The organism is Pedobacter sp. NJ-S-72, assembly GCF_053890575.1.
Genome location: NZ_CM132681.1, coordinates 2,893,104 through 2,915,178, shown reverse-complemented (window position 1 = coordinate 2,915,178; position 22,075 = coordinate 2,893,104). Strand labels below are relative to the sequence as shown.

Sequence of the window (22,075 nt, the reverse complement as noted above, 5' to 3'; positions counted from 1 at the left end):
ATAAATAAAATGAAAAAAATATTTGTGTTCTCATTTCTGCTCTTTGCTTTTATAGGATTTCAATCCTCTGCGCAAGACACTACTATAATTGGTGAGGTTAATTATGGTCTTTTGGAAAAATATATACAGGCAGCAAAAGAATATTTCCCAAGGAAAAAAATATACGAGGCTAAAGTTGAAGGTGCTAAGACAGCTATACCTATGAATGCTGTTTCTTATTTAGATATTTTTAACGCTTCTTATTTTTATAGACCGGGTGAAAATACTGTTCTGAATGCTGCAAACCCTTATTCTGTCAATGGATTCCAGTTTGGTGTAAATATTAACCTGGGTAATTTCCTTCAGAAACCTTATTTAGGAAAAAAAGCCAGAGCGGAATATAAAGTGGCAAAACTAGAATCTCAGGAGTATGATACTACACTTGCGATAGAGGTGAAGAAAAGATACTATAACTACGTTCAGCAGATTAGTCAGTTGAAAATCAATACGCAAAGTGTTCAGGATAACAAAAACGTAGCTGATAATTTGAAGTATAAATTTGAAAAAGGGGAACTTTCTCTGGATGTTTATAATCAGTCGAGGATAAACCTTGCGTCTGCCAAATACAGCAAAAATTCAATCTGAAGTAAATCTCCTGGTAGCTAAAGATGCGTTGGAAGAAATAGTTGGAAGACCATTGTCAGATTTTAAATAAAATAAACAGGAATAATTTTTTTCAGATGGATTTTAAGGCGTTTTTAAAACATATTAACAGGTATAAGTGGATTATCATTATTGTTCCGCTTGTGACGTTATGTATTACATATTTTATGGTGAAGAACCTGCCTAAGCAGTTTAGTTCTGAAGCCCAGATCTCAACTGGTCTGGTAGATCAGTCTAAACAGCTGGCTGCCGGACAGAATCAGAATATGGATTACTTTAAAACGAGTCAGCAATTTGCTAATATCATTGAAAAGATAAAGATGAAAAAGATCATGAGTATCCTCTCATATCACCTTATTCTTCATGACTTAGAAAATCCTAAAAGTCCATTTAAAAAATATAGTGATAAACTGGACTCTATTCCATCTGATAAAAAAGGTCAGCTGATTGCACAGTACCAGGAAAAACTACTTAAAAAGGAAACCCTGACACTTTCAGATAAAGGAAATAATGATCTATATAATTTTGTGGCCTCTATGGGCTACGATGAGACCAGTATTAATAAAAATCTGACGATTAGCCGTAGTGACGGCAGTGATTTTATTAATGTGACCTACGTTTCCCCGAATCCTGTATTATCTGCATTCCTGGTTAATACACTGACCACTGAGTTTATTCAGAATTATGGTCAGGATGTTAATTTCAATCAAAATAACTCTATTTCCTTACTGGATTCACTGCTAAAGAAAAAAGAAGGTGTGATGAACCAGAAGAATGCTGCATTGAAGAACTTTAAAATGGCTAATGGGGTGCTTAATCTAGACAAACAGTCAGAAATTGCTTATACGCAAATCTCTCAGAATGAAGATCGCAAAGCGCAGGCTTTAAGAGATATTCAAGCAAATCAGGGAGCTATTTCTGCTATAGAATCTAAGTTAAGAGGTAAAGATACAGCGTACAGCGGAGGTAACGTCGGTTCTGATAACAGAGAAATTATTGATATTAAAAACCAACTGAGCGTTGCTAATGCCCGTTATATTGACGGCAATTTTAAAGTATCTGATAAGAAAAAGATGGATTCTTTAACGAGTATACTCAATGCAAAAACTTTAAGGAATTCCGATAATAATATTGTAGATCCTACAGCGTCGAAACAAAATCTGATCCAGCAAAGATCTAACCTGGAGGTGGCGATGAACCAGGCGAAAAGCAGTATCGTATCTATTGATAGGGAGTTATCGCAATTAAAGGCAAAATATAATACAATGGTGCCTTTTGATGCTGGTATACAAAATTTTGAAAGAGATGCTGATCTGGCAACAAAAGATTATATGGATGCTTTGAACCGTTATAATCAAACAAGGACTGAACAGAATATCGGGGTAAAATTAAACATTGCACAGGTGGGGTTAATAGGAACTCCAGAGCCTTCTAAACGTTTATTATATATTGGCTTTCTGGTTTTTCAAGTTTTTCTCTTTGCTTTATAGCGATTGTAGCCTTATTCTTTTTAGATAATACAATTCACAATTCTAAACAGCTAATCAACGCTACAAATTTACCGGTAATTGGGAATTTAAGCTATGTAAATACAGAAGGTAAATCACTGAAAAGTATATGGAATGATACTGAAAAGCCAAATTTTGTAGGCTTTAAAAATTTACTGCGTTCGCTCAGGCTAGAGCTGACCAATCTTATGGATGCGGACGAAAGCCGGATTCTTGGGATTACCAGTTTGACGGCTGGTGAAGGGAAATCTTTTATGGCTTCCAGTCTTGCTCATGCATTTGCGATGACGGGAAGGAAAGTTTTGCTCATAGGAGGGGAAACTCAGCAAGTTGAGAATGCTGATACCAAAGAACTGGCTGTCAGAGATAATTTTGAGACTTTCCTGATTAAAAGAGAAATTCAAACGCAGGATTTAATTACCGTACTTAACAAGAACAAAGACAATACTTCTCTTCTGGAGATTCAGAGTTCCAAAAATCTCAGAGCTGGATTTGATGTGCTGAGAAAAGGATTTGATTTAATAATTATTGATATTAACAGCTTACAGGATATTAGTGTGGCAAAGGAATGGTTGATGTTTACTGAAAAGAATATTGCTGTTTTTGAGGCTGGAAGGACTTTATCAGATACAGATAAAGAATTGTTAGTATATTTAAGAGAACAGCCTGGGTTTATCGGGTGGGTATTGAATAAAATTAAACTTAACGAGAAATCTAAGTCGTAATTTTATGCAGGATGATATTTCGATATCTCCTTGAAATTCGGTTTTCTTATATTATAAATAAAGAATGGATAAAGCGGCATCGTTTTATAAAAGCAACAGGCTAAGCATCATTATATTATCAATAGTAATACTAATCTGTTTAGGCATTTGTTTATTTGTCGTTGACCTTGGTATTCTTCTGCCTGTTGCAGTAATTGGTATTTCCTGTCTGATTGCATTGCAATTCAGATTTCGTTTATCAAAAATCCTAAATTAATTATCTGGGTACTGGTATTCTATTGTTTTACTTTTGGTATTCTTGGCAGAGAGATCGGGCATTTTCCTTTCGGAACTTTGCAGGACGGGATGCTTTTGTTAGGTTGGTTAACACTGATCTTTACAGCTGATCAGCACGATTGGAAGCTATTAAAAAATGATATTGTTATTTTGATGCTGATCTGGTTTCTTATCAGTGTTTTTGAAGTGGCAAATCCAGCAGGGGCAAGTGTCCAGGGGTGGCTTCAGGAAATTCGTGCTGCAGCTTTGTACCCTTTCATGATCGTCCCCTTAGGTTTCCTGCTTTTAAAAAAGAACAAAGACTTAAACGTGTTTTTATATCTCATTATTGGCCTTTCTCTACTGGCTTCGTTAAACGGTATCAAACAACTCTATGTAGGCCCTTCACCAGGTGAACAGCGATTTCTGGATGAAGGAGGAAATGTGACGCATATACTATGGGGCAGATGCGGGTTTTTTCATTTTACAGTGATGCCGGACAATTTGGTGCATCCCAGGCACATATCGCACTCATAGCTTTGGTACTGGCTTTAGGGCCATTTAAGGTATGGAAACGGGTACTTCTATTTATTGCTGCTATGATTATGATTTATGGCATGCTGATTTCTGGTACAAGGGGAGCATTATTCGCACTGGTAATTGGCGTGTTTCTTGCTATTGTTTTAAGTAAGCAGTTTAAGATTATTATCATTGGTGGGTTAATCGCATTTTCTCTTTTGTTTGTTCTTAAATATACGACCATAGGTAATACGAACTATCAGATTTTCAGGTTAAGATCTGCTTTTGATCCGAAGGAGGCGTCTTTAAATGTACGTTTGATGAATCAGCAGATTTTGCGTGATTATTTAGGAAGCAGGCCATTAGGTGGTGGACTTGGGGTAATTGGAGTCTGGGGTGAAACCTATAACAGGGATAAGTTCCTTTCTACTGTACAGCCTGATAGTTATGGGTAAAAGTGTGGGCGATGTATGGAATCATCGGGTTTACGATTTGGATCTGTATAATGATGTATATCCTGGGGAAATGCTGTGGTATAGTATGGAGAATAGAAGATAAGGGGTTGAAAATAAAAGCCATGGCTTTGACTTCGGGTTATGCAGGTATATTAATTTGCAGTTATGCGAATGAGGTAATCAATACCGCACCTTCTTCCTATGTGGTTTATATCTCCTGGGTTTTTGTGTTAATAAGCCCAAAATTGGAAGAAGAGCTGAGACAACAGAAAAATAAAAACTTAAATTTAGTATAAGATGCCATTTGAAATATTTGCTGTACCAGCTTTAATTTGTTTCCTTGTTGGAATATTCAAGGGATTCAAAGTAATGAATAAAAATTAGTTACCTATCCTATCATGTCTCTTGTTTCAAAAATAAAATCTAATCCTGCATTAAAGCAGTTGGCGCTTCGGTTAATGATCCCGGCTAACGAACATCGTCCCAGATTATGGGTGAGAGACTGCTGGTTAATCCATTTATCCACAAGAGAGGGAAAAAATCTATTATAAGAAGAAGGACCAGAATGGATGTGTTCCCTTACAATAAATTTAGCTTAGGTATAAAATCAGTCATTGAAGATTTTGCAACCATTAATAACGGAGTGGGGGATGTGATTATTGGTAATCAGACTATTATTGGATTGGGGAATGTGATTATCGGGCCAGTTTTAATTGGAAATGAGGTGATGCTTGCCCAAAATATAGTTGTTTCTGGTTTGAACCATGGTTATGAGGATATTCATATTTCTCCGAGGCAGCAAAAAGAAACCTGTAAACAGATTACTATTTCGGATGATGTCTGGATAGGTTCAAATACAGTAATTACTGCAGGAGTAACTCTGGGCAAACATTGTATCATAGGGGCAGGGAGCGTTGTAACGAAGGATATTCCTGAGTTTTCAGTAGCAGTTGGTAATCCGGCAAAAGTAATCAAACAGTATAATCATGTCACTGGTATATATGGGAGCGGGTAAATTAACTAAAGATAGTATAAAAGGCCGGGATATTATTGTTGTCGGACAGCAGCCCTGGGATACCGAAATCGGGAGCAACTGTAAGAATATTGCATTAGAATTCAGTAAAAATAATAGGGTACTTTATGTGAACTCACCACTTGACAGGATCACTTTATGGAGAAATAAGCAGGATGCTAAGACTAGCAGAAGGCTGGCAATAATTAAAGGCAATGAGGAAGGATTGATCCATATTCAACATAATATCTGGAATTTATATCCTGATTGTATAGTAGAATCTATCAACTGGATTAATAATACGAAAATATTCAATTTTTTTAATAAGCGTAATAACAGGAAATTAGCCTGTTCTATTCAACAGGCTATAAAGAAACTTGATTTTAAAGATTTTATCCTTTTTAATGATAACGAGATATTCAAAGGGTTTTTCCTTAATGACTTTTTGAAACCTTCCGTTAGCATTTATTATTCGAGAGACTATATAGGTCGCTGTGGATTACTGGAAAAAACACGGGCTGCAACTTGAGCCAGAATTAATTGCTAAAAATGATCTCTGTGTTGCCAATTCTACATTTCTTGCTGAATATTGCGGACAATTTAACCCTAATTCTTTTGATGTAGGACAAGGCTGCGATCTTGATATCTTTGTTGAAAATAAACGAAAGGAGGCTCCTGTAGATGTGGCTGCCGTTCAGGGAATTGTGGTCGGTTATGTGGGAGCATTGCAAAGTATAAGATTAGACAGGGATATTATTGCTCATATAGCCTCATCCAGACCAGAATGGACAATCATATTGGTTGGACCAGAAGACGAACTATTTAAAACAAGTAATTTGCATGAGTTCGAAAATGTTTTGTTTACGGGAGCTAAACCGATTAGCGAATTACCAGATTATATCAATTTCTTTGATGTATGTATCAATCCTCAGTTGATTAATGAAATAACTATCGGGAATTACCCCCGCAAAATTGATGAATATACCTGCTATATTGGTAAACCAGTAGTGGCTACAGCAACAAAAACTATGGAAACTTTTCGCGATTTCGTTTACCTTGCGCAAAATAAGGAAGATTATATTTTACTAATTGAAAAAGCGCTGAATGAGAATTCAGAAATGATGCAGGAAAAACGGCGTGAATTTGCTCTGGAGCATACCTGGGAAAATAGTGTGGCTAAAATATATAATGCTTTAAACAATTACTCTTTTTAAGAAAATATGGAATTTCTTTTTGTCTTTTGGATTGTTTTTCAGGTTTTAGCAGGTATTAATTTAGTCCTTCCCCTGATCCTGTACATCCTTCGTGTTTTCAAGAAAAAAGAAATACTCAATCCTGCAGTACAGGAAGTATATGATTATGCAGTGATTGTAACTGCTTATGAGCAGACTACACTTTTACCCTCAGTAGTAGATTCTATACTGAAATTGAATTACCATAACTATATGATTTATGTAGTTGCTGATAAATGTGATATATCTGGTTTGATTTTAACGATGAAAGGGTCGTTTTACTCAGACCTGAGCAAACGCTGGCCAGTAATACAAAATCACATTTTTATGCAATCAATAATTTTAAAAGAGCACATGATTATCTGACAATTATTGACAGTGATAATCTGGTAGATCCGGGATATCTGAATGAGCTGAATAAATTTTTCGATGCCGGATATATAGCTGTACAGGGAGTTAGAAGTGCTAAGAATTTGAATACGAGTTATGCCTGTCTGGACGAAGCGGGTGATATGTATTATCGCTTTATTGACAGAAAACTGATGTTTGATGTGGGCTCATCTGCATCTCTTGCAGGTTCGGGTATGGCATTTAGTACTGTTTTTTATAAAGAATGCCTGGAGTATCTTGATATTGAGGGAGCTGGATTTGATAAGGTTTTGCAGATGGAAATTCTCAACAGGGGATACCGGATTGCTTTCGCTGAAAAGGCGGTAGTCTATGATGAAAAAACTTCTAAATCCGGGCAACTGGTCAATCAGCGTGCAAGATGGATTAATACCTGGTTTAAATATGCTGGTAAAGGCGTGAAACTGGTTGGTACGGGATTGAAGAACCTGAATAGAAATCAGTTTTTATGCGGAGTTGTTTTTTCCAGACCGCCTCTTTTTATTGTTGTAGGCCTTTCTGGTTTATGCATATTAATTGATTTGTTCTTTTTTCCGCAACAACTGTTTTTTTGGTTGTTCGCGGTGCTGTCTTTCTTTTATATATTCTTTGTATCATTAAGATATTTCAAGGCCCCAAAAATTATCTATCAATCACTCGTCAGAATTCCGGTATTTATCTTTTACCAGATTTTATCGCTTTTAAAAGCTAAAAAGGCTAATAAAATCTCTACTGCAACACAGCATTATTACGAAAGTAAAATTGATGATGTGGACAAAACGGCGCAATAAAATCAGCTATACATTTTTTTAATTTATCGAACATGGCAGGACAAGGAAAGATCAGGATATTACAAACTATCAGACAGGGGAAAGTTGGTGGCGGAGAAACACATGTACTGGATCTGGTTAAAGAACTGGATAAGGAGCGCTTTGTGTCTGTGATCTTATCTTTTACTGATGGCCCAATGGTTGACAAATTAAAAGCTGATGGATTTAAAACTTATGTGGTACATACGGAAAAGCCTTTTAATTACAAGGTATGGAAAGATGTTAAAAGGATTCTGATAGAAGAAAAAAAATTGATTTAATACACGCGCATGGCACCAGGGCTAACTCAAACACATTTTATCCCGCAAAACAATTAAAAATTCCTATTGTGTATACTGTTCATGGCTGGTCATTTCATCCGGATCAGCAGCCTGTCGTGAAGTTAATCCGTACTTTAAGCGAAAGGTTCCTGGTTAAAGTTGCCAATCAGACAATTTGTGTTTCGGAAAGCAATTTTAAAGAGGGTAAGAGTAAGTTTCCAATGCCTGATACAAAGGTTATTGTGAATGGAATTAACCAGGTTAAGTTTAATCCTGATCAGGACTATAAGGATATCAGAACCGCGTTTGGGATTCCTGAAGATGAAATACTGGTCAGTTATATCGCAAGAATCACTGCTCAAAAAGAACCGCTTACTTTTTTAAAGGCTATAGCCAGGATACCACCCACTGTGAAGGTGAAATTCCTGATTGTAGGAGATGGGGATCTTAAGGGACAAATGCTGGAACTGGCTGAAAAACTGAAATTGGGAACCCGTGTGATTTTTGAGGACTTTCGGGATGATATTCCTGCTATTTTAAATGGAACAGATATTTTCTGCCTGCCTTCTTTATGGGAGGGGCTTCCTATAGCTTTACTGGAAGCTATGGCGATGCGTAAAGCGATCATTGCAACAGCAATTGATGGAACCAGAGATCTGATTACTGATAGAAAAAACGGACTTCTTATTCCTGTTTCAGATCCGGATGAACTGGCCAAAGCTATTCTACTATTAGTATCGGATGAGGAATTACGTAAAGGTCTGGGTTGTGAAGCCGGAGCAGTAGTAAAGGCGCATTTTAATATAGAAACAATGACAAGAAAAGTAGAAGCAACATACCTTGATGTTCTTGGAAGCAGGAAATAAGCTAGTTCTTCTTTTTAAGGTTACTGAAGTTCAGGTTTTTCACCAGCCTGTCATAGGTGGCTTTATACAGGCCTCCGTCAATCTGAATTCTTCTGTCGGTTGTCCAAACAATGCTTCTGGTAAATTTTACCCAATGTAACTGTCCGTAGCCCTTTTCTCTTAATTTGATAGCAAGCCACCCATCTTCATTCGTTCCGGGAGGATGATTGAATCCTTCTACACTGAGACATTGTTCTCTGCGGCATGCGGAATTAAATCCATAAACATTCAATGCTTCCTCTTTGAAGAGTTTACAAATAGTTCTGTTGAAGTCTGAAATATATTCATAGAAAAAATAAGTCAGCCTTGGGGTTTTTGCAATTGGTACAAAAGAAAATTTACCATAGGTGAGACAAATGGACTGATTTGTAATTAAAGGACTAACCATATCATCGATCCAATTTTGTGGATAGATAGTATCGGCATCAGCATTAATCACATATTCACCCCTGGCAATCTCCAGTCCCGCGTTACGCGCATTGGTAATTCCTTGTTTTTTTTCATTGATACATGTAACATTACAGGCATTGGCAAGCATTTCTGTGTCGTCAGCAGAATTATTATTAACCACAATAACTTCAAGGGAATGTTTGGTCAGCGTTTGTGAAAGAGAATAAAGTGTTTTTAGAATATTTTCTTCTTCATTATAAGCTGGTATAATGATTGAAATTAAGGGTCTGTCGCTCTTTAACTGATTAAAACGCTCTGCGATACCTGAAATTTCAGAGGACAATTCTACTCTTCCTTTATTGTATTTGAGTATGTTTTTAGGTATGGCTATAGGTCTCATTAGGTTTTTTCTATCTGAAAATTTGACTAATATAATAAATGCCGCAGGATTACTGAATTAATCTTATTTATGGCAGGACTTTTTTTGAATAGCATGTTTCATCGGAATTCTTTTTGAATTCGTGTTTTATTATATATTTATGGCATATTTAGCTAAATGATTTTAAATGGATAGAAGGACTACAATAAAAGGTCTGATTGTCTTTATATCTGTTGGGTTTTCTTCCTTTTCAATTTATAAATGGATCGCGATTAATTCTATTGCTGACGTAAGTCAGCTTCATCAGAAAAAGATCCTTATATCCGAATTGGCAGAGGTAATAATCCCCCGGACAGATACTCCTGGTGCTAAAGACGCGCGAGTGGAAGATTTTATTATTGAGATGATAACGTCTTGTACAGAACCCAGAACCCAGCATAATTTTTTAAGTGGTCTGGCTGATCTTGAAGTATATGTATTTAGAAATTATAAGCGCGATTTCATAGCCTGTTCAAGAAGTGAAAAGCTGGAAATCCTTAAATATTTTGAAGCTAAATCTTTTTATAAACAGGGGATTATAAATAAAGTTGCTCATAAAGTTTTTGGGGATACCCTTCTTTATCATACTTAAACAACTTACTGTAGAAGGATATTGTACTTCTCAGACAGGTGCGACAAAAGGGCTTGCCTACGATTATATTCCGCGGACGTTTGCATCGTGTATTCCATTAACAAAAAACCAGAGATCCTGGGCAACAAAATAACCATTCATGTACAAAACGGGGAATTCAGAAAGTAAATCTACTTATGATGCGATAGTGATAGGATCTGGCATCAGTGGAGGTTGGGCGGCAATGGAATTATGTAAAAGGGGGATGAAAACTTTACTGCTGGAAAGGGGAAGGGATGTTAAACATATTACAGATTATCCGACAGCAAACCTTAATCCCTGGGACTTTCCCAACCGCTTAAATCATACGATTAAAGAAATTCATGATAGTCCGGTACAGAGCCCGCATACAGATGCTGGAGATCAATTGTTTTATGTAAATGATAAAGATCACCCATATATTGAAACAAAACCTTTCAGCTGGATCAGAGGCTATCAGGTGGGCGGGAGGTCACTCACCTGGGGGAGACAGTGCTACAGGTTAAGTGATCTTGATTTTGAGGCGAATTTAAAAGATGGAATAGCGGTAGACTGGCCTTTGAGATATAATGATCTTGCACCATGGTATGATTATGTAGAACGGTTTATTGGAGTTAGTGGCCGGAGTGAGCATCTTGCACAGCTGCCGGATGGTCAGTTTTTGCCTCCAATGGAATTGAACTGTATAGAGAGTCATCTGGCAGACGCGATTAGAAAAAATGATCAGAGCAGATTACTGACTATCGCCAGGGTAGCAAACCTGACAAAAGGATGGGATAGCAGAGGACCTTGTCAAAACCGCAATTTGTGTTCCAGGGGATGTCCTTTTGGTGGATATTTCAGTAGTAACAGCTCAACTATTCCCGCAGCATTTCAAACAGGTAATTTAACTTTAAGACCATATTCTATTGTAGCAGAGCTATTATATGACGCAGATAGACAACAGGCAAAAGGAGTTAGGTAATTGATACGCTGACAAATGAAAGCTTTGAATATTATGCGAAAATAATATTTGTCAATGCTTCTACTATTGCGACTGCTGGTTTATTATTGAATTCAAAATCACATAGATTTCCCAACGGTTTTGGTAATGACAGTGGTGAGCTGGGACATAATTTGATGGATCATCATTCCTCTGCTGGTGCAAGTGGCGTACATGATGGTTATCAGGATACTTATTACAAAGGCAGGAGACCTTGTGGATTTCTTATTCCGCGCTACCGAAATCTCAAGCCTGAGTCCGGACTTGATTTTATAAGAGGATATAATATACAAGGTGATGGAGAAAGGCAAGGTTGGAGTGATCGTGGAATTGAACCGGGTTTTGGAGAGGATTTTAAAAAGCAACTGACTGCTCCGGGTAAATGGAGTATCTGGATGGCCGGTTGGGGAGAGTGTCTTCCTTATCATGACAATAAAGTGAACCTTCATTCTTTCGAAACCGATAAATGGGGGCTGCCTGCTCAGTTGACGATTGACTTCTCATTCAGAGAAAACGAATTCAAGATGATGGAAGATATCAGACAATCGTCAGAAGAGATGTTAACTCATGCTGGGTTTAAAGAAATAGATACTTTTAATTACCATAAACCTGGTGGAGCTACTATTCATGAAATGGGAACAGCCAGAATGGGCAGAGATCCTGAAAGCTCTGTATTGAACGGTTATAATCAAATGCATGCAGTGAAAAATGTATTCATAACTGATGGCAGCTGCATGACTTCGTCTGCCTGTCAGAATCCTTCTTTGACATATATGGCGTTAACAGCAAGAGCTTGTGATTATGCAGTGAAGCAGCTGAGAAATGGAAATATATGAACTTGATTATTATTTAACTTGTACATTCGGATAGATTTTTTTTATAATTATGCGTATAGCCCATATTATTATCGCTCATAAAAATCCGGCTCAGTTAGAAAGACTGATCAGGGTAATGAGACATCCGGATTTTGACTTTTATATATATGTGGATAAAAAGATAGATATAACAGCATTTGAGTATCTGGAGCAATTTGGACAGGTTTATTTTATTATCAACAGAATTGTCTGTAACTGGGGAGGATTCTCTATAGTAGAAGCAACGATTAAATCTATAGATCATGTACAACAAACGGGGATAAGCTATGATTTTTTTTTAACCTGATGAGCGGGCAGGATTATCCGATTAAACCCATTGGGGAAATCTATGATTTTTTTAAGAAAAATCAAGGTTATTCTTTTGTATCATTTGATAGCTCAAATAACACATTGTGGTGGAAAGAGGCAGTAAGACGGTATGAGATTTTTCATTTCACAGACATGAATTTTAAAGGAAAATATTTTGTGCAGAAGATTGCCAATAGTATTCTATTGAAACGCAAATTCCCGGTTTCACTGAACTTATACGGGGGCAACAAATCAAGCTGGTGGACGATCACACCGGATTGTGCTGCTTATTTATCAGCTTATTTCAGGGCTAATCCAACTGATCAGGTTTTTGAGAATGACCTGGGGTTGTGATGAGTTTGTTGTTGCCAGCATCTTAATGAATTCACCATATCAGGATAAGGTGATTAATGAAAATCACAGGTATATAAACTGGTCTGAAAACGAGGCACACCCTAAAATTCTGACAATTAATGATTATCAGGAGATAATTGGATCCGGGATGTTATTTGCCAGAAAATTTGATCTGGATGTTGATCTCAGTGTCCTTGATGTTCTTGATCTGCATGTTGCGGAGGCTAACTAATTACTCAATATTTTATAAAAAAAAACTATGTCATTTATCAAAAAGATACTTTCCCTTTTTAAAAACATACACTTTCAATCTCTTCTTGGTAATGGAGTAATGGCAGTTTTTGGAATGGTTACCGTTGCAGTTTTATATCGTGCATTATCAGTTAAGGAAATTGGGATTTATGTTTTTTTTACAACTATACTTGCACTGATTGATACGCTTAGATCTGGATTTTTAACTACTTCCTTTGTTAAGTTTTATTCTGGAACAAGTGAAGATAAAGCAAAAGAGGTTGCAGGCTCAGCATGGTGCCTTGCACTCATCATTACAGCGGGTTCGATCGTATTGAATCTGCTTACTTTCTTCTTATCATCTTATATAAGTAACGAAGGGATGATTTTATTTCTTAAATATTTCTCATTGATATCACTGGCCACATTACCTTCATTTATGGCAAACCTTATTGTGCAGGGCGATAAGAGATTTGACCGTTTGTTATGGCTTAGATTGATTAATCAGATATTGTTTACTGGTACGGTGATTACACTTACAATCTTAAATAAGTCAACATTGACTTCGATTATTATTACTTATATCTTATCTAATCTGGCAGCAAGTTTAGCTGTTATGTTCCTTGGATGGACAAGGATCGGAAGTATCAGATCTGTAACCAGGAAGACTTTTCTTGAACTTTTTCATTTTGGAAAATATAGTATGGGAACAAATGTAAGTTCAAATCTGTTTAAGTTACCGATACTTTTTTTATAAATTTCTTTTTGGGTCCTTCTGCCCTGGCTGTTTATAATCTTGGTGGAAGACTGATACAAATTGTCGAAATTCCATTACTGAGTTTTGCGGCCTCTGGTATGCCTAGTTTGGCAGGATATTATAATAATAATCAGAAAGAGGAAATGATGCATGTCATGAAAAAGATGGTGGGTATGCTTTCCATAGTCATCGTTTTTATAGCCATTCTATCTATCATATTTGCAGAGCCTGTTATTCTGTTAATTGGAGGAGAAAAGTATATCCATACAGAAGCTCCTAATCTGTTCAGAATTTTTATGAGTATTTGTATTTTATATCCGGCAGATCGTTTTTTCGCTTTGACGCTTGATGTGATCCATAAACCGAAAATAAATTTTTATAAAATACTGGTTATGCTTGCTGTAAATCTACTAGCAGATTATATTGGATTACGTCTGTTTAAATCAGTTTATTCTATAGCCTTCGCAAATGTATTTTTCCTATTTTAGCTGCTGTGATTATAGCTTATAATCCATTAAATAAATATTCGAAGTTTGGATTCTGGAACATATACGTTGTTGGGTATAAGGAGCTTATTTCATTAATAAAACAAGTAAGTACAACGCTTTTCAATAAAGAGAAGGTCATTAAGAGTTAAGGGCCTTCTCTTTATTGTGATTGCTAGGGTTGTATAGTCAGGTTAGCTGTATTTGTTATTCCAGCACCAGCCGCATTAGAAAAATAGGTATTGTTGGTAGCAGTAGGGACAGTTGAAGATTGTTGATTAACAATATTACTGTTTAAACTAGGGGCAGGGAAATTAAACCCGGTATTGTTATATACCTCACACGTTCCCCCAAAAAGATTATAGACATCAACAACTACACCTACCCAGTCTTTGCTAAGATTCAGATCTCCACAAATATTATTGTAGACTTTACAATTGGCATAAGTGGTTACACCAGAGATAATTTCTGCCTGAAAAGACTGTGTTTCGAATGCTGAATATTTTCTGGAATTAATTACTGTATTGTTGTAAATCAATACCTGTTTTGGTGTTGTGCCAAGGCTTCTTACCCATGCTCTGAGTGCATTTCCCTGGTGATCGTGAATCAGGTTATGATGGAAAGAACCAGTTCCTTTAAGCGTAAAGATCCCATTGTGGTTGTTGTTATTACCGTTGATATTAGTTACCGTATTATGATGGATATTGTACCCGTCAGCATTATCAACAATAACAGCAGCCCCACAATCAGAATTCTTAAAGTTTAAATAGGCTATTTCCAGGTTTTTGACAAGCCCTTTTATAACTCCATTATCAACCCCACCCTGCATTTGTAGAAAAGTTCCGGTGTTATCGCAATCAATATTAAGGAAGTGAATCTGGTCAGAAAATGAAGCTTTACTTCCGTCGTAGACACCTTGTGCATTATTGAAATAGATTACATAATCACCAATGTTTTTGAAAGCGATATTTTGTATCGTTAAATTCTGGGCAGCACCCGTAATAATTATTGATCTGTGCTGGGCATTATCTCTCGAAACGAATCCCCTGGATACACCTGGGGTGCCTGTTCCTGATATTGTAAGATTGCTTATATTAGTCAGTAAAATATGATCATTGCTGCCAGCTATTTCAACCAGACCATCATTTTGTACAGTAACAGTACCACTGGTATTAATGTTTCTAATACTAATACTTGTATACACACCGCCTTTGACCTTAATTAAATCATTGGGCTTAACATTTATAGTATTTCCATCAATCGTCAGGTCGCCTGATCCGGTTCCAAGGACCAATACCCGGCCAATTACAACAGGGGGGGCAACAACAGTATCGATTGGTTTAGTGACTACTGGTGGCGTAACAGGATCTGTTGTACCGTCACCCTTTTTACACGCAGTAAAAGTGATGAAGAGTAAAATAGAAAGAATAAGTATATGAGGATTTTTTATCATTTTTTTATGTCTGTGAGTTGAGCGCTTTTTTTTTTTTCTTAATGGAATAAATATTTTTTATGTAACTAATGCACAGTTGCTTGTAAAACGTTTGGACAGCTGTGTGAAGTCTTTTCCAATGATAATAAAAAAAAATGATTTAAAATATGATTGAGTAAAATGTGCGAAATATAGAATGCAATTGAGTAAGAACGGGGATTATAATACTCACTAAAAGCTAAATTATTGGATGACTTGTGGATTTTTTCGTAGTCAATAACGGTGCCATGATTATTAATATTGTCGATTGACGCTTTTTTGCTGACCAATGTTTTTGTCACTCCATAAATTTGTAACTGAAAGTTGATTTTAATTTTAGAGATAAGCAGTCGAGGAATTGACCACATTTTTTTGGCAGATAATCTGACCAGCTATTAATTTTGATATTTCGAATGGATTTATGCGGGTAAACTGTAAGATTTGTCGTTGTTTTTGGATTGCTGATTTCAAAAAAACGTCGTATTTCTAAAAGTTGCTGCCTAAAGCAGATTGAAAAAACTCAAATCAAATTTTGATTTTAGTCTGACGAAACCAAATTGAGCTGTATATGGAGATTTAATGGATATTTCTTATCTCTTTTTTAGAATGACCATTAAATCTTTCATTACAAAAAGTGTTTTTCGGGGAAATAATAAGAAGTGTAAACAAAGAACCAGCCAGCCATAAGGATAGTTCAAACTTATAGAGAAGAGTAAAGACAAGGGAAAGAAAATAAGGTAATAATCATTCATTAACAGTTGATATGGTGCATTGGCAGGTGTGGTAATTAAACATATCTGATGATTTAAATATCTTTTTCTTACCCAGATCAATATCAGATATAAGCCTATTGAACAGGTTATGTATAGATTGAAGATGAAAGAAAGGAACCACAAAAAAGCAAGGATCTCTACACTAAAAATCATGAACTCCTGAACTTTAAAATGTTCCGGTTTAATATGGCTGGCAAATGTTGTTGTGCCTGATTTGATATCATTGTCTCTGTCGAAGAACTGATGCCATAGTATTCCCTCTCAGGCCATAAAATAGAGCCCAGATTCCTATAGCCATATACCAGATGATATTTTTGTCTTCATGACTAAATTCCAGAAGACTGGAAGTTATGAATAGAGCAGGAAAGAGATGAGCTCCCATAGCATCACAAAGTAATCCCCATATTCCCCTTTTTTTTAGTCTGAAAGGAGGGAGAGAGTAAAGACTAAATACAATCCACGCCATGATGTAAAAAAGAAGGCTTAATCTGTCCGGATAGATCAAATAGCTATTAATAACTCCTGCAATGAGACATATGCTCACTATTGTTATTTGCCATGGCAAACTTATTTTTGCCATTCTATTATTCTTTCCGGCTATTGCATCTTCTCTGATATCAGAAAGATCATTGATAACACTTACATATACTGCACCGATGATCACAGCGGATAATAAAAATAATAGTTTGAATACTGCCTGGACAATCGGATAATTAGTAAGCAAAAGGGTGGCATAACCAACTGATAGTAATGGAACCATCTTATACTCCCACCATTCTGAAGATCTTGTGAATTTTAAAAGCTTCATCTGTTCTGATTAAATTTCAATTCTCAATGAGTAAACTCCGGTAGTTTGCTAATGCTTCAAGACAGAAACCAGTAACGATTTCTTCTGACCCCCATCCAACTGTTTTAGTATGCCCGGAATAAAAAAACAAATATCTTTCCCAGCATCCGGATTTACATTGCGCTTTTAATAGAAAACTTACGGCCTTAGTCATTTGTTCATCTCTATGATTGAAATTAGCCAGTGTAGAAATAGCGAGTGCAGTTTCAAATGCTGAGTTACCAAATCTGCCATCTTCTTTTATTGTTTGATATATGCGTTTTATGATTAGTTCTTTAGCGGGCTCCAGTGCTGTTACTGTTTTGTAATTTCTGGACAAAAAATAATAGAAAGTGAGTGGGTTTTTATACCATTTATCTGATTTCCCCTCTTTATTCTTCTCTATTATTTCCAGAAGATAATCAACTACGTCTTGTCTGATCATTTAATCCAAAGTAGAACAGAATATTTGCATTCACCACTGCGTCAATATCATTTCTATTGCTTTCATGTTTAAACCAGAAGAGAAGCGATTTTACGGGGCGTTTCAGTTCTCTTGACATCACAGTCCAATAGTTGGTGTTATAGTTCATGGTGGGTCTTAATACGAACCATGTATAAAATAAGCCCTTTGGATTTCTGTTAGCCATTAATAACTTACTGTTGTCAGTAAAGTCTACTTTTAATGACTTTAGGATATAGGATGCAAATACAGTGTCATCAGTATCTGCAGGACTATATTTAAACAGGGGATTCCATTTGGTGAAAAAATTCCAGACTCCTCCACGCATAACCTGGTAGCTTAAGAAACGGGCAGTTAAAGAAAGCATATCTTTTACTTTTGGGGAGTCTCTAAGCTGCAGTAAGCAGGCTGCGATTAATGAAGCGGGGAAGACAGTGCTATCCGGCACACACACCATTCTTTCATCTGATCGTCGGGGGATAATAACAACAAAACTCTCCATTAGGATATTGATGCTCATGCAGGTAATCTATACCATGATCAATATGGAGGGTGATTTCTTCTGGAGTTATTTGTCTCATTTTTTTTCTTTTAGCCCCTTGTACTTCCGGATTAATCCTGTCATCAGGATATCCGGTATCATCTTTAATGTAAATGGAATATTAACTGCCAGAGATCTTTTTATCAGGCGATAGGATTCTCCTAAATTATATTCTCTGATCAGCTCATGTTTGGCGAGTTCAACCAGGCTGGCGATATACCTTCTTTGAAGCAGTAATAGCTCTCCTGGGTTCAGTAGTTTATCAAATTTTTCTATGATCAATAGTGTATCTGCAATATAAAGGTACTTAAGTACTTCATTTCTTTTTCTTCCATCATAGATATTTATATGATCAATTCTTTTTCTCCAAAGCTTGTCCAATGTAAAAGCTACCCGGCATTCTTTAGATAAAATAACGTCGAGATACATACACCAGTCATCTCCGATATTTATTCTTTCATCCCAGCCAGAAACGATGCTTGATTTTCGAATCACTACCGATGAAGAAGGAGAAGGGCAGGCTTCAATATATATACCCCGTAATTCTGGATAGGTTAGTGTAATCCAGTGATCTTCGGTTACCTTGATGAAGGGTTTTAAAAATGGATCTCCACTTAAAAAGTCCCACGCCTGTCCATCTTTTGCATCCTGAGTCCAGTTAGCAAAGACAAAGTCAAGTTTGTCTTTTTCAAGTTTATGAACAGACTGTTCCAGAAAATCAGGGTTCCACAGGTCATCTGAATCAAGTGACGCTACAATACTGCCCAGGGAATGTTTCAAGCCATTATTTCTCGCCGCTGCCTGGCCTTTGTGCTGCTGGATAATATATTGAACGTCTTTATAATCTTCCATTAAAGTAGCGGTTTCATCTTCCGAACCATCGTCAATTACAATCAACTGTATAGGAGTATAACTTTGTCTTAATACACTTTCAATTGCTGTCCGTAATTTATTTGCCCTGTTGTAAGTTGGGATGATTACTGAAACTAATGGGTTATTGTTCATTTAAAATACTGTTTATTAGATTGGCAAATTGTTGTTCGGGGCATTCGGGGATAGCATCAGCGATAGCTCTGGAGGCTTTTACCCCCATTGATTCCCAATGACCCCGTTTTTGCCATGCGCTTTCCATGGCTTCTTCAAAATCCTTTTCATTGGCCTCCGCAGTAAACCCTGTTACCTGGTCTTCAACGATTTCTGTATTTCCTCCTGCATTTGTGGTAATGATTGCTCTGCCTAAAAACATAGCCTCAATAATGGTGAGCGGTAAGCCCTCACTTCTGGAGGGCAGGATTAATGCATGGTGATTTGCCCAGATGTTTTTCAAGTCTGTACTGTAACCATCAAATGAAATGTTTTCGACCCCGAGCAAAAGTGCCATTTCTTTTAACCCATCTTTATCCGGACCTTCTCCAATAAAAGAAATACTGAGGTTTCTTGCTTTCCATTTAGGCTGTGATAAAATTCTCAGCAAAATGTCTTGTCCTTTATCAATCACAAACAGACGGCCGATACAAGCTAAATGATAGCCGTTTGATACAGAAGGATAAGGTATAGCCGGGCCTCTGGTCTTTACAGGGTTTATAATAACAGAACTATTTAGTAATCGTATGCCGAACTGTTCTTCAGTTAATTTTCTATTATGTTCGGATACAAAAAGACATCTCTCAGCCTTTTTTAAAGTTTCTTTCATATAGGACCGGTCACGCTGTTGCGGCCAATAAAAATCCACGGCCTTATGAGAGACAATCAGATAAGGGATATTTAGTTTAAGACATTGCTGCGCATAAACCAATCCATCGAAGTTGATTCCCTGAGAAATTAACACTAAATCAGGCGGATCTGATTTCAAAAGATTGTATAATCTCCCTGCTGGCTTATTCCAGTTATAAGTTGAGATACCGATCTTATCTCCCAGACGACGACTAAAGGTGTCAGTCAGTTTTAATACGGCTTTTTTTAAAAGATGAAATTCAGGAACCAGTTCTCTGAACAAAATGTTTCTATCTTTTAGTTTTACAAATTCAGGATGTTGTTTGTTGATCCTGTTTTTGTAAATGGTAATTTGTTTGAGATTTTCGTTTTCTAAAATGGCTATACTTTTGGCCCATAGCTCTTCACTGCCACCCCAGTCATCCAGGCAACAGGTAACGATTGCTAGTTTTTTATCTTTGCCCAAAATTGTTCCCCTTAATCTTTTAAACTGTTTTTAAATAAACGGGAGTAATCTCCTTCCATGGCCAGAAGCTCTTTATCTGTACCTTTTTGTAATATCTCACCTTCTGACAAGACATAAATATAATCTGCATATTTAATTGCCGAATGCCTGTGACTGATCATCACTGCTGCCCTGTTTCCAAGGATAGTTCTAAAAGAATCTAATAGTTTTTTCTCGGCATGAGCATCCATTGCACTGGTAGCCTCATCAAAGATCAGGAAATTTGCATCACTGTAGAAAGATCTGGCAATTGCCAGTTTTTGCCACTGACCAATACTAACTTCTTTTCCATCTTCAAATAATCTGCCTAAAATGGTATCATAACCAGCCGGGAGATCCCTGATAAATTCATCTGCTCCTGAATTTACTGCGGCATTCATTATTGCTGTCTGTTCAACAGGTTTTTCTAAATCCCCAAAGCGGATATTATCTTTTACGCTTACATTATATTTATAAAAATCCTGAAATACTGTACTTATCTGTTTGCGGTACTCATCTGTTTTAAATAAACGAATATCCTCTCCACCCAGTGTTATTGTTCCTTCAGTAGGGTCATATAATCTTGATAATAATTTAATCAGTGTACTTTTTCCGGCGCCATTGAGCCCCACAATGGCGATTATTTTTCCCGCCGGGATATTTAGGGAGATATTTTTTAATGTAGGCAGCAAGCTATGGGGATAAGTAAAAGAAACATTGTTCAATTCCAGATCTGAGGATCCCCCGGTGGGAACAGGTATTGGAGACAGTGTGTCTTCAAATTTGTTTTTTAAATCGAATAATTCAAAAATACTATTCACAAATACATTGTTTTGATAAACAATTGAAATACCACCCGAGATATTTTGCATTAACGAGAAAGACTGAGGAAAAGCTACCAGAAACAAGGTAATATCACCTACACTTGTCCGTCCATTAACAGTTCCTACTGCAATTACCCCAATACAGGCAAAGAAACCTATACTGGCAATAGCGGTGGTAAGCACTTCACCCTGAGTTCTTTTATGGCTGATGTTAAGTTTTTTATCTAAAAGTTCCAGTCTTATTTTGAGATAAATATTCTTGAAGTAATTACCCAAACCATAACCTCTGATTTCTTTAGCAGCTGTTTCGGAAGTAATTAATGCGCTGATATAACCAGACTGGCGTTCCATAGCGGTATGGCTGATTCTCCAATGATTCAGTTTGTTTGCATAATAGATTCTGACCATTAAGTCGGTAACACAAAAAGGGCAAGCAGAGGGAGTAAATACCAATCGATAGTTAGTAGTATTGTGCCCACAGCAAGTAGGTTTAAACCGTTTTTTGTAAGTTCGATTAAGGTTGTGATGATCAAATTAGGTTTATCCGCACCAGCATCTTTAGCCCGTTTTAAAATGTCAAAATAGTCGGGGCTTTCATAATAGGCATAATCAAGATTTACAGCTGCTTCATGTATTCTATCATCCATATAAGCAGCTACTTTAGATGCCTGAACCTCTATGATATAACTTGATATACCTTTTACCATTGCATAGCAAACAGCCGCTACACCAGCAGCAATGACATAATTCCTGATTAAGTGTTCATGTTCAATAGATGGCAGGTTGCTTTTTGATACGGTATCTACCAGTAATTTCAATAAATAAAAAGAGATGAAAAAGAGTAAAGTCTCAGTGATAAT

General features: G+C 36.6%; 31 protein-coding genes. 22 read left to right on the top strand and 9 right to left on the bottom strand.

What is annotated here, in order from left to right; genetic code table 11:
* The first annotated feature begins 9 nt into the window (after positions 1-9).
* The 13 genes from ACWYN3_RS19490 to ACWYN3_RS19430 all read left to right on the top strand — a co-directional run bounded on the left by ACWYN3_RS19490 (position 10) and on the right by ACWYN3_RS19430 (position 8,691).
* Entirely contained in the window at positions 10-624 is a 615-nt protein-coding gene (locus ACWYN3_RS19490; protein WP_456222608.1) for a TolC family protein, read from the top strand.
* A gap of 95 nt (positions 625-719) precedes the next feature.
* On the top strand, positions 720-2,132 hold the full coding sequence (locus tag ACWYN3_RS19485) for a GumC family protein (protein ID WP_456222607.1): 1,413 nt from the start codon (positions 720-722) through the stop codon (positions 2,130-2,132).
* A gap of 206 nt (positions 2,133-2,338) precedes the next feature.
* Positions 2,339-2,875, top strand: coding sequence for a tyrosine-protein kinase family protein (locus ACWYN3_RS19480; protein WP_456222606.1), 537 nt, complete (start codon positions 2,339-2,341; stop codon positions 2,873-2,875).
* 345 nt (positions 2,876-3,220) lie between these two features.
* Entirely contained in the window at positions 3,221-3,667 is a 447-nt protein-coding gene (locus ACWYN3_RS19475; RefSeq protein ID WP_456222605.1) for a hypothetical protein, read from the top strand.
* Positions 3,589-4,104, top strand: a complete 516-nt coding sequence (locus ACWYN3_RS19470) for a hypothetical protein (protein ID WP_456222604.1) — start codon at positions 3,589-3,591, stop codon at positions 4,102-4,104. Before ACWYN3_RS19475 ends, ACWYN3_RS19470 begins: the two co-directional genes overlap by 79 nt.
* Positions 4,105-4,115: 11 nt before the next feature.
* Positions 4,116-4,400: a hypothetical protein gene (locus ACWYN3_RS19465; RefSeq protein ID WP_456222603.1), complete on the top strand. Its 285-nt coding sequence runs from the start codon at positions 4,116-4,118 to the stop codon at positions 4,398-4,400.
* Between the two features lie 194 nt (positions 4,401-4,594).
* Positions 4,595-5,119 carry an acyltransferase gene (locus ACWYN3_RS19460; protein WP_456222602.1) on the top strand — a complete coding sequence of 175 codons (525 nt, stop codon included), beginning with the start codon at positions 4,595-4,597 and terminating at the stop codon, positions 5,117-5,119.
* On the top strand, positions 5,091-5,645 hold the full coding sequence (locus ACWYN3_RS19455; protein ID WP_456222601.1) for a hypothetical protein: 555 nt from the start codon (positions 5,091-5,093) through the stop codon (positions 5,643-5,645). Before ACWYN3_RS19460 ends, ACWYN3_RS19455 begins: the two co-directional genes overlap by 29 nt.
* The gene (locus ACWYN3_RS19450; RefSeq protein ID WP_456222600.1) at positions 5,611-6,330 is read left to right on the top strand and encodes a hypothetical protein; all 720 of its coding nucleotides are present in this window, start codon (positions 5,611-5,613) and stop codon (positions 6,328-6,330) included. The genes ACWYN3_RS19455 and ACWYN3_RS19450 overlap by 35 nt, the downstream gene beginning before the upstream one ends.
* 6 nt (positions 6,331-6,336) lie before the next feature.
* Complete coding sequence (locus ACWYN3_RS19445) at positions 6,337-6,714, top strand: hypothetical protein (protein WP_456222599.1); 378 nt, start codon at positions 6,337-6,339, stop codon at positions 6,712-6,714.
* The gene (locus tag ACWYN3_RS19440) at positions 6,648-7,526 is read left to right on the top strand and encodes a glycosyltransferase (protein ID WP_456223083.1); all 879 of its coding nucleotides are present in this window, start codon (positions 6,648-6,650) and stop codon (positions 7,524-7,526) included. The genes ACWYN3_RS19445 and ACWYN3_RS19440 overlap by 67 nt, the downstream gene beginning before the upstream one ends.
* Before the next feature lie 32 nt (positions 7,527-7,558).
* Entirely contained in the window at positions 7,559-7,825 is a 267-nt protein-coding gene (locus tag ACWYN3_RS19435) for a hypothetical protein (RefSeq protein ID WP_456222598.1), read from the top strand.
* Entirely contained in the window at positions 7,816-8,691 is an 876-nt protein-coding gene (locus ACWYN3_RS19430) for a glycosyltransferase (RefSeq protein ID WP_456223082.1), read from the top strand. Before ACWYN3_RS19435 ends, ACWYN3_RS19430 begins: the two co-directional genes overlap by 10 nt.
* A 1-nt stretch (position 8,692) precedes the next feature.
* On the opposite strand, the gene ACWYN3_RS19425 is transcribed toward ACWYN3_RS19430, so the two are convergent.
* Positions 8,693-9,520 carry a glycosyltransferase gene (locus ACWYN3_RS19425; protein ID WP_456222597.1) on the bottom strand — a complete coding sequence of 276 codons (828 nt, stop codon included), beginning with the start codon at positions 9,518-9,520 and terminating at the stop codon, positions 8,693-8,695.
* A gap of 166 nt (positions 9,521-9,686) precedes the next feature.
* Between ACWYN3_RS19425 and ACWYN3_RS19420 the strand changes: the two genes are divergently transcribed.
* From ACWYN3_RS19420 to ACWYN3_RS19380, 9 genes are all read left to right on the top strand, one after another.
* On the top strand, positions 9,687-10,130 hold the full coding sequence (locus tag ACWYN3_RS19420; protein WP_456222596.1) for a gluconate 2-dehydrogenase subunit 3 family protein: 444 nt from the start codon (positions 9,687-9,689) through the stop codon (positions 10,128-10,130).
* Positions 10,087-10,263, top strand: coding sequence for a gluconate 2-dehydrogenase subunit 3 family protein (locus ACWYN3_RS19415; RefSeq protein WP_456222595.1), 177 nt, complete (start codon positions 10,087-10,089; stop codon positions 10,261-10,263). Before ACWYN3_RS19420 ends, ACWYN3_RS19415 begins: the two co-directional genes overlap by 44 nt.
* A gap of 6 nt (positions 10,264-10,269) precedes the next feature.
* A complete protein-coding gene (locus ACWYN3_RS19410; RefSeq protein ID WP_456222594.1) occupies positions 10,270-11,112 on the top strand; it encodes an FAD-dependent oxidoreductase in 843 nt (280 codons plus the stop codon).
* A gap of 86 nt (positions 11,113-11,198) precedes the next feature.
* Positions 11,199-11,966, top strand: coding sequence for a GMC family oxidoreductase (locus ACWYN3_RS19405; protein WP_456222593.1), 768 nt, complete (start codon positions 11,199-11,201; stop codon positions 11,964-11,966).
* Between the two features lie 49 nt (positions 11,967-12,015).
* Entirely contained in the window at positions 12,016-12,291 is a 276-nt protein-coding gene (locus ACWYN3_RS19400; RefSeq protein WP_456222592.1) for a beta-1,6-N-acetylglucosaminyltransferase, read from the top strand.
* Positions 12,291-12,647 (top strand): hypothetical protein, encoded by a 357-nt coding sequence (locus ACWYN3_RS19395; RefSeq protein ID WP_456222591.1) that lies wholly within the window; start codon positions 12,291-12,293, stop codon positions 12,645-12,647. The genes ACWYN3_RS19400 and ACWYN3_RS19395 overlap by 1 nt, the downstream gene beginning before the upstream one ends.
* A complete protein-coding gene (locus ACWYN3_RS19390) occupies positions 12,631-12,879 on the top strand; it encodes a hypothetical protein (protein WP_456222590.1) in 249 nt (82 codons plus the stop codon). The genes ACWYN3_RS19395 and ACWYN3_RS19390 overlap by 17 nt, the downstream gene beginning before the upstream one ends.
* Positions 12,880-12,906: 27 nt before the next feature.
* Positions 12,907-13,635: a lipopolysaccharide biosynthesis protein gene (locus ACWYN3_RS19385; RefSeq protein ID WP_456222589.1), complete on the top strand. Its 729-nt coding sequence runs from the start codon at positions 12,907-12,909 to the stop codon at positions 13,633-13,635.
* An 8-nt stretch (positions 13,636-13,643) separates the two neighbouring features.
* The gene (locus ACWYN3_RS19380) at positions 13,644-14,123 is read left to right on the top strand and encodes an MATE family efflux transporter (protein ID WP_456222588.1); all 480 of its coding nucleotides are present in this window, start codon (positions 13,644-13,646) and stop codon (positions 14,121-14,123) included.
* 172 nt (positions 14,124-14,295) lie between these two features.
* On the opposite strand, the gene ACWYN3_RS19375 is transcribed toward ACWYN3_RS19380, so the two are convergent.
* From ACWYN3_RS19375 to ACWYN3_RS19340, 8 genes are all read right to left on the bottom strand, one after another.
* A complete protein-coding gene (locus ACWYN3_RS19375; protein ID WP_456222587.1) occupies positions 14,296-15,573 on the bottom strand; it encodes a hypothetical protein in 1,278 nt (425 codons plus the stop codon).
* A gap of 1,011 nt (positions 15,574-16,584) precedes the next feature.
* Positions 16,585-17,172: a hypothetical protein gene (locus ACWYN3_RS19370; protein WP_456222586.1), complete on the bottom strand. Its 588-nt coding sequence runs from the start codon at positions 17,170-17,172 to the stop codon at positions 16,585-16,587.
* 16 nt (positions 17,173-17,188) lie between these two features.
* Positions 17,189-17,635, bottom strand: a complete 447-nt coding sequence (locus tag ACWYN3_RS19365; protein WP_456222585.1) for a hypothetical protein — start codon at positions 17,633-17,635, stop codon at positions 17,189-17,191.
* Positions 17,613-18,173 (bottom strand): hypothetical protein, encoded by a 561-nt coding sequence (locus tag ACWYN3_RS19360; protein ID WP_456222584.1) that lies wholly within the window; start codon positions 18,171-18,173, stop codon positions 17,613-17,615. Before ACWYN3_RS19360 ends, ACWYN3_RS19365 begins: the two co-directional genes overlap by 23 nt.
* A 57-nt stretch (positions 18,174-18,230) precedes the next feature.
* Entirely contained in the window at positions 18,231-19,199 is a 969-nt protein-coding gene (locus ACWYN3_RS19355) for a glycosyltransferase family 2 protein (RefSeq protein ID WP_456222583.1), read from the bottom strand.
* Entirely contained in the window at positions 19,189-20,373 is a 1,185-nt protein-coding gene (locus ACWYN3_RS19350) for a glycosyltransferase (protein ID WP_456222582.1), read from the bottom strand. The genes ACWYN3_RS19355 and ACWYN3_RS19350 overlap by 11 nt, the downstream gene beginning before the upstream one ends.
* Positions 20,374-20,384: 11 nt before the next feature.
* Positions 20,385-21,623 carry an ABC transporter ATP-binding protein gene (locus ACWYN3_RS19345; RefSeq protein WP_456222581.1) on the bottom strand — a complete coding sequence of 413 codons (1,239 nt, stop codon included), beginning with the start codon at positions 21,621-21,623 and terminating at the stop codon, positions 20,385-20,387.
* Positions 21,623-22,033 carry a hypothetical protein gene (locus tag ACWYN3_RS19340; protein WP_456222580.1) on the bottom strand — a complete coding sequence of 137 codons (411 nt, stop codon included), beginning with the start codon at positions 22,031-22,033 and terminating at the stop codon, positions 21,623-21,625. Before ACWYN3_RS19340 ends, ACWYN3_RS19345 begins: the two co-directional genes overlap by 1 nt.
* Positions 22,034-22,075: the final 42 nt, after the last annotated feature.

What these genes read in the sequence shown, in the direction of transcription:
- ACWYN3_RS19365 (WP_456222585.1), bottom strand. Translation starts at nt 17,635, where the DNA reads ATGATCAGACAAGACGTAGTTGATTATCTTCTGGAAATAATAGAGAAG.
- ACWYN3_RS19385 (WP_456222589.1), top strand. Translation starts at nt 12,907, where the DNA reads ATGTCATTTATCAAAAAGATACTTTCCCTTTTTAAAAACATACACTTT.
- ACWYN3_RS19470 (WP_456222604.1), top strand. Translation starts at nt 3,589, where the DNA reads ATGGGGCAGATGCGGGTTTTTTCATTTTACAGTGATGCCGGACAATTT.
- ACWYN3_RS19355 (WP_456222583.1), bottom strand. Translation starts at nt 19,199, where the DNA reads ATGAACAATAACCCATTAGTTTCAGTAATCATCCCAACTTACAACAGG.
- ACWYN3_RS19480 (WP_456222606.1), top strand. Translation starts at nt 2,339, where the DNA reads ATGGATGCGGACGAAAGCCGGATTCTTGGGATTACCAGTTTGACGGCT.
- ACWYN3_RS19370 (WP_456222586.1), bottom strand. Translation starts at nt 17,172, where the DNA reads ATGAAGCTTTTAAAATTCACAAGATCTTCAGAATGGTGGGAGTATAAG.
- ACWYN3_RS19345 (WP_456222581.1), bottom strand. Translation starts at nt 21,623, where the DNA reads ATGGTCAGAATCTATTATGCAAACAAACTGAATCATTGGAGAATCAGC.
- ACWYN3_RS19475 (WP_456222605.1), top strand. Translation starts at nt 3,221, where the DNA reads ATGCTTTTGTTAGGTTGGTTAACACTGATCTTTACAGCTGATCAGCAC.
- ACWYN3_RS19395 (WP_456222591.1), top strand. Translation starts at nt 12,291, where the DNA reads ATGAGCGGGCAGGATTATCCGATTAAACCCATTGGGGAAATCTATGAT.
- ACWYN3_RS19400 (WP_456222592.1), top strand. Translation starts at nt 12,016, where the DNA reads ATGCGTATAGCCCATATTATTATCGCTCATAAAAATCCGGCTCAGTTA.
- ACWYN3_RS19460 (WP_456222602.1), top strand. Translation starts at nt 4,595, where the DNA reads ATGGGTGAGAGACTGCTGGTTAATCCATTTATCCACAAGAGAGGGAAA.
- ACWYN3_RS19455 (WP_456222601.1), top strand. Translation starts at nt 5,091, where the DNA reads ATGTCACTGGTATATATGGGAGCGGGTAAATTAACTAAAGATAGTATA.
- ACWYN3_RS19445 (WP_456222599.1), top strand. Translation starts at nt 6,337, where the DNA reads ATGGAATTTCTTTTTGTCTTTTGGATTGTTTTTCAGGTTTTAGCAGGT.
- ACWYN3_RS19465 (WP_456222603.1), top strand. Translation starts at nt 4,116, where the DNA reads ATGTATGGAATCATCGGGTTTACGATTTGGATCTGTATAATGATGTAT.
- ACWYN3_RS19390 (WP_456222590.1), top strand. Translation starts at nt 12,631, where the DNA reads ATGACCTGGGGTTGTGATGAGTTTGTTGTTGCCAGCATCTTAATGAAT.
- ACWYN3_RS19485 (WP_456222607.1), top strand. Translation starts at nt 720, where the DNA reads ATGGATTTTAAGGCGTTTTTAAAACATATTAACAGGTATAAGTGGATT.
- ACWYN3_RS19435 (WP_456222598.1), top strand. Translation starts at nt 7,559, where the DNA reads ATGGCAGGACAAGGAAAGATCAGGATATTACAAACTATCAGACAGGGG.
- ACWYN3_RS19425 (WP_456222597.1), bottom strand. Translation starts at nt 9,520, where the DNA reads ATGAGACCTATAGCCATACCTAAAAACATACTCAAATACAATAAAGGA.
- ACWYN3_RS19375 (WP_456222587.1), bottom strand. Translation starts at nt 15,573, where the DNA reads ATGATAAAAAATCCTCATATACTTATTCTTTCTATTTTACTCTTCATC.
- ACWYN3_RS19490 (WP_456222608.1), top strand. Translation starts at nt 10, where the DNA reads ATGAAAAAAATATTTGTGTTCTCATTTCTGCTCTTTGCTTTTATAGGA.
- ACWYN3_RS19360 (WP_456222584.1), bottom strand. Translation starts at nt 18,173, where the DNA reads ATGAGCATCAATATCCTAATGGAGAGTTTTGTTGTTATTATCCCCCGA.
- ACWYN3_RS19410 (WP_456222594.1), top strand. Translation starts at nt 10,270, where the DNA reads ATGTACAAAACGGGGAATTCAGAAAGTAAATCTACTTATGATGCGATA.
- ACWYN3_RS19420 (WP_456222596.1), top strand. Translation starts at nt 9,687, where the DNA reads ATGGATAGAAGGACTACAATAAAAGGTCTGATTGTCTTTATATCTGTT.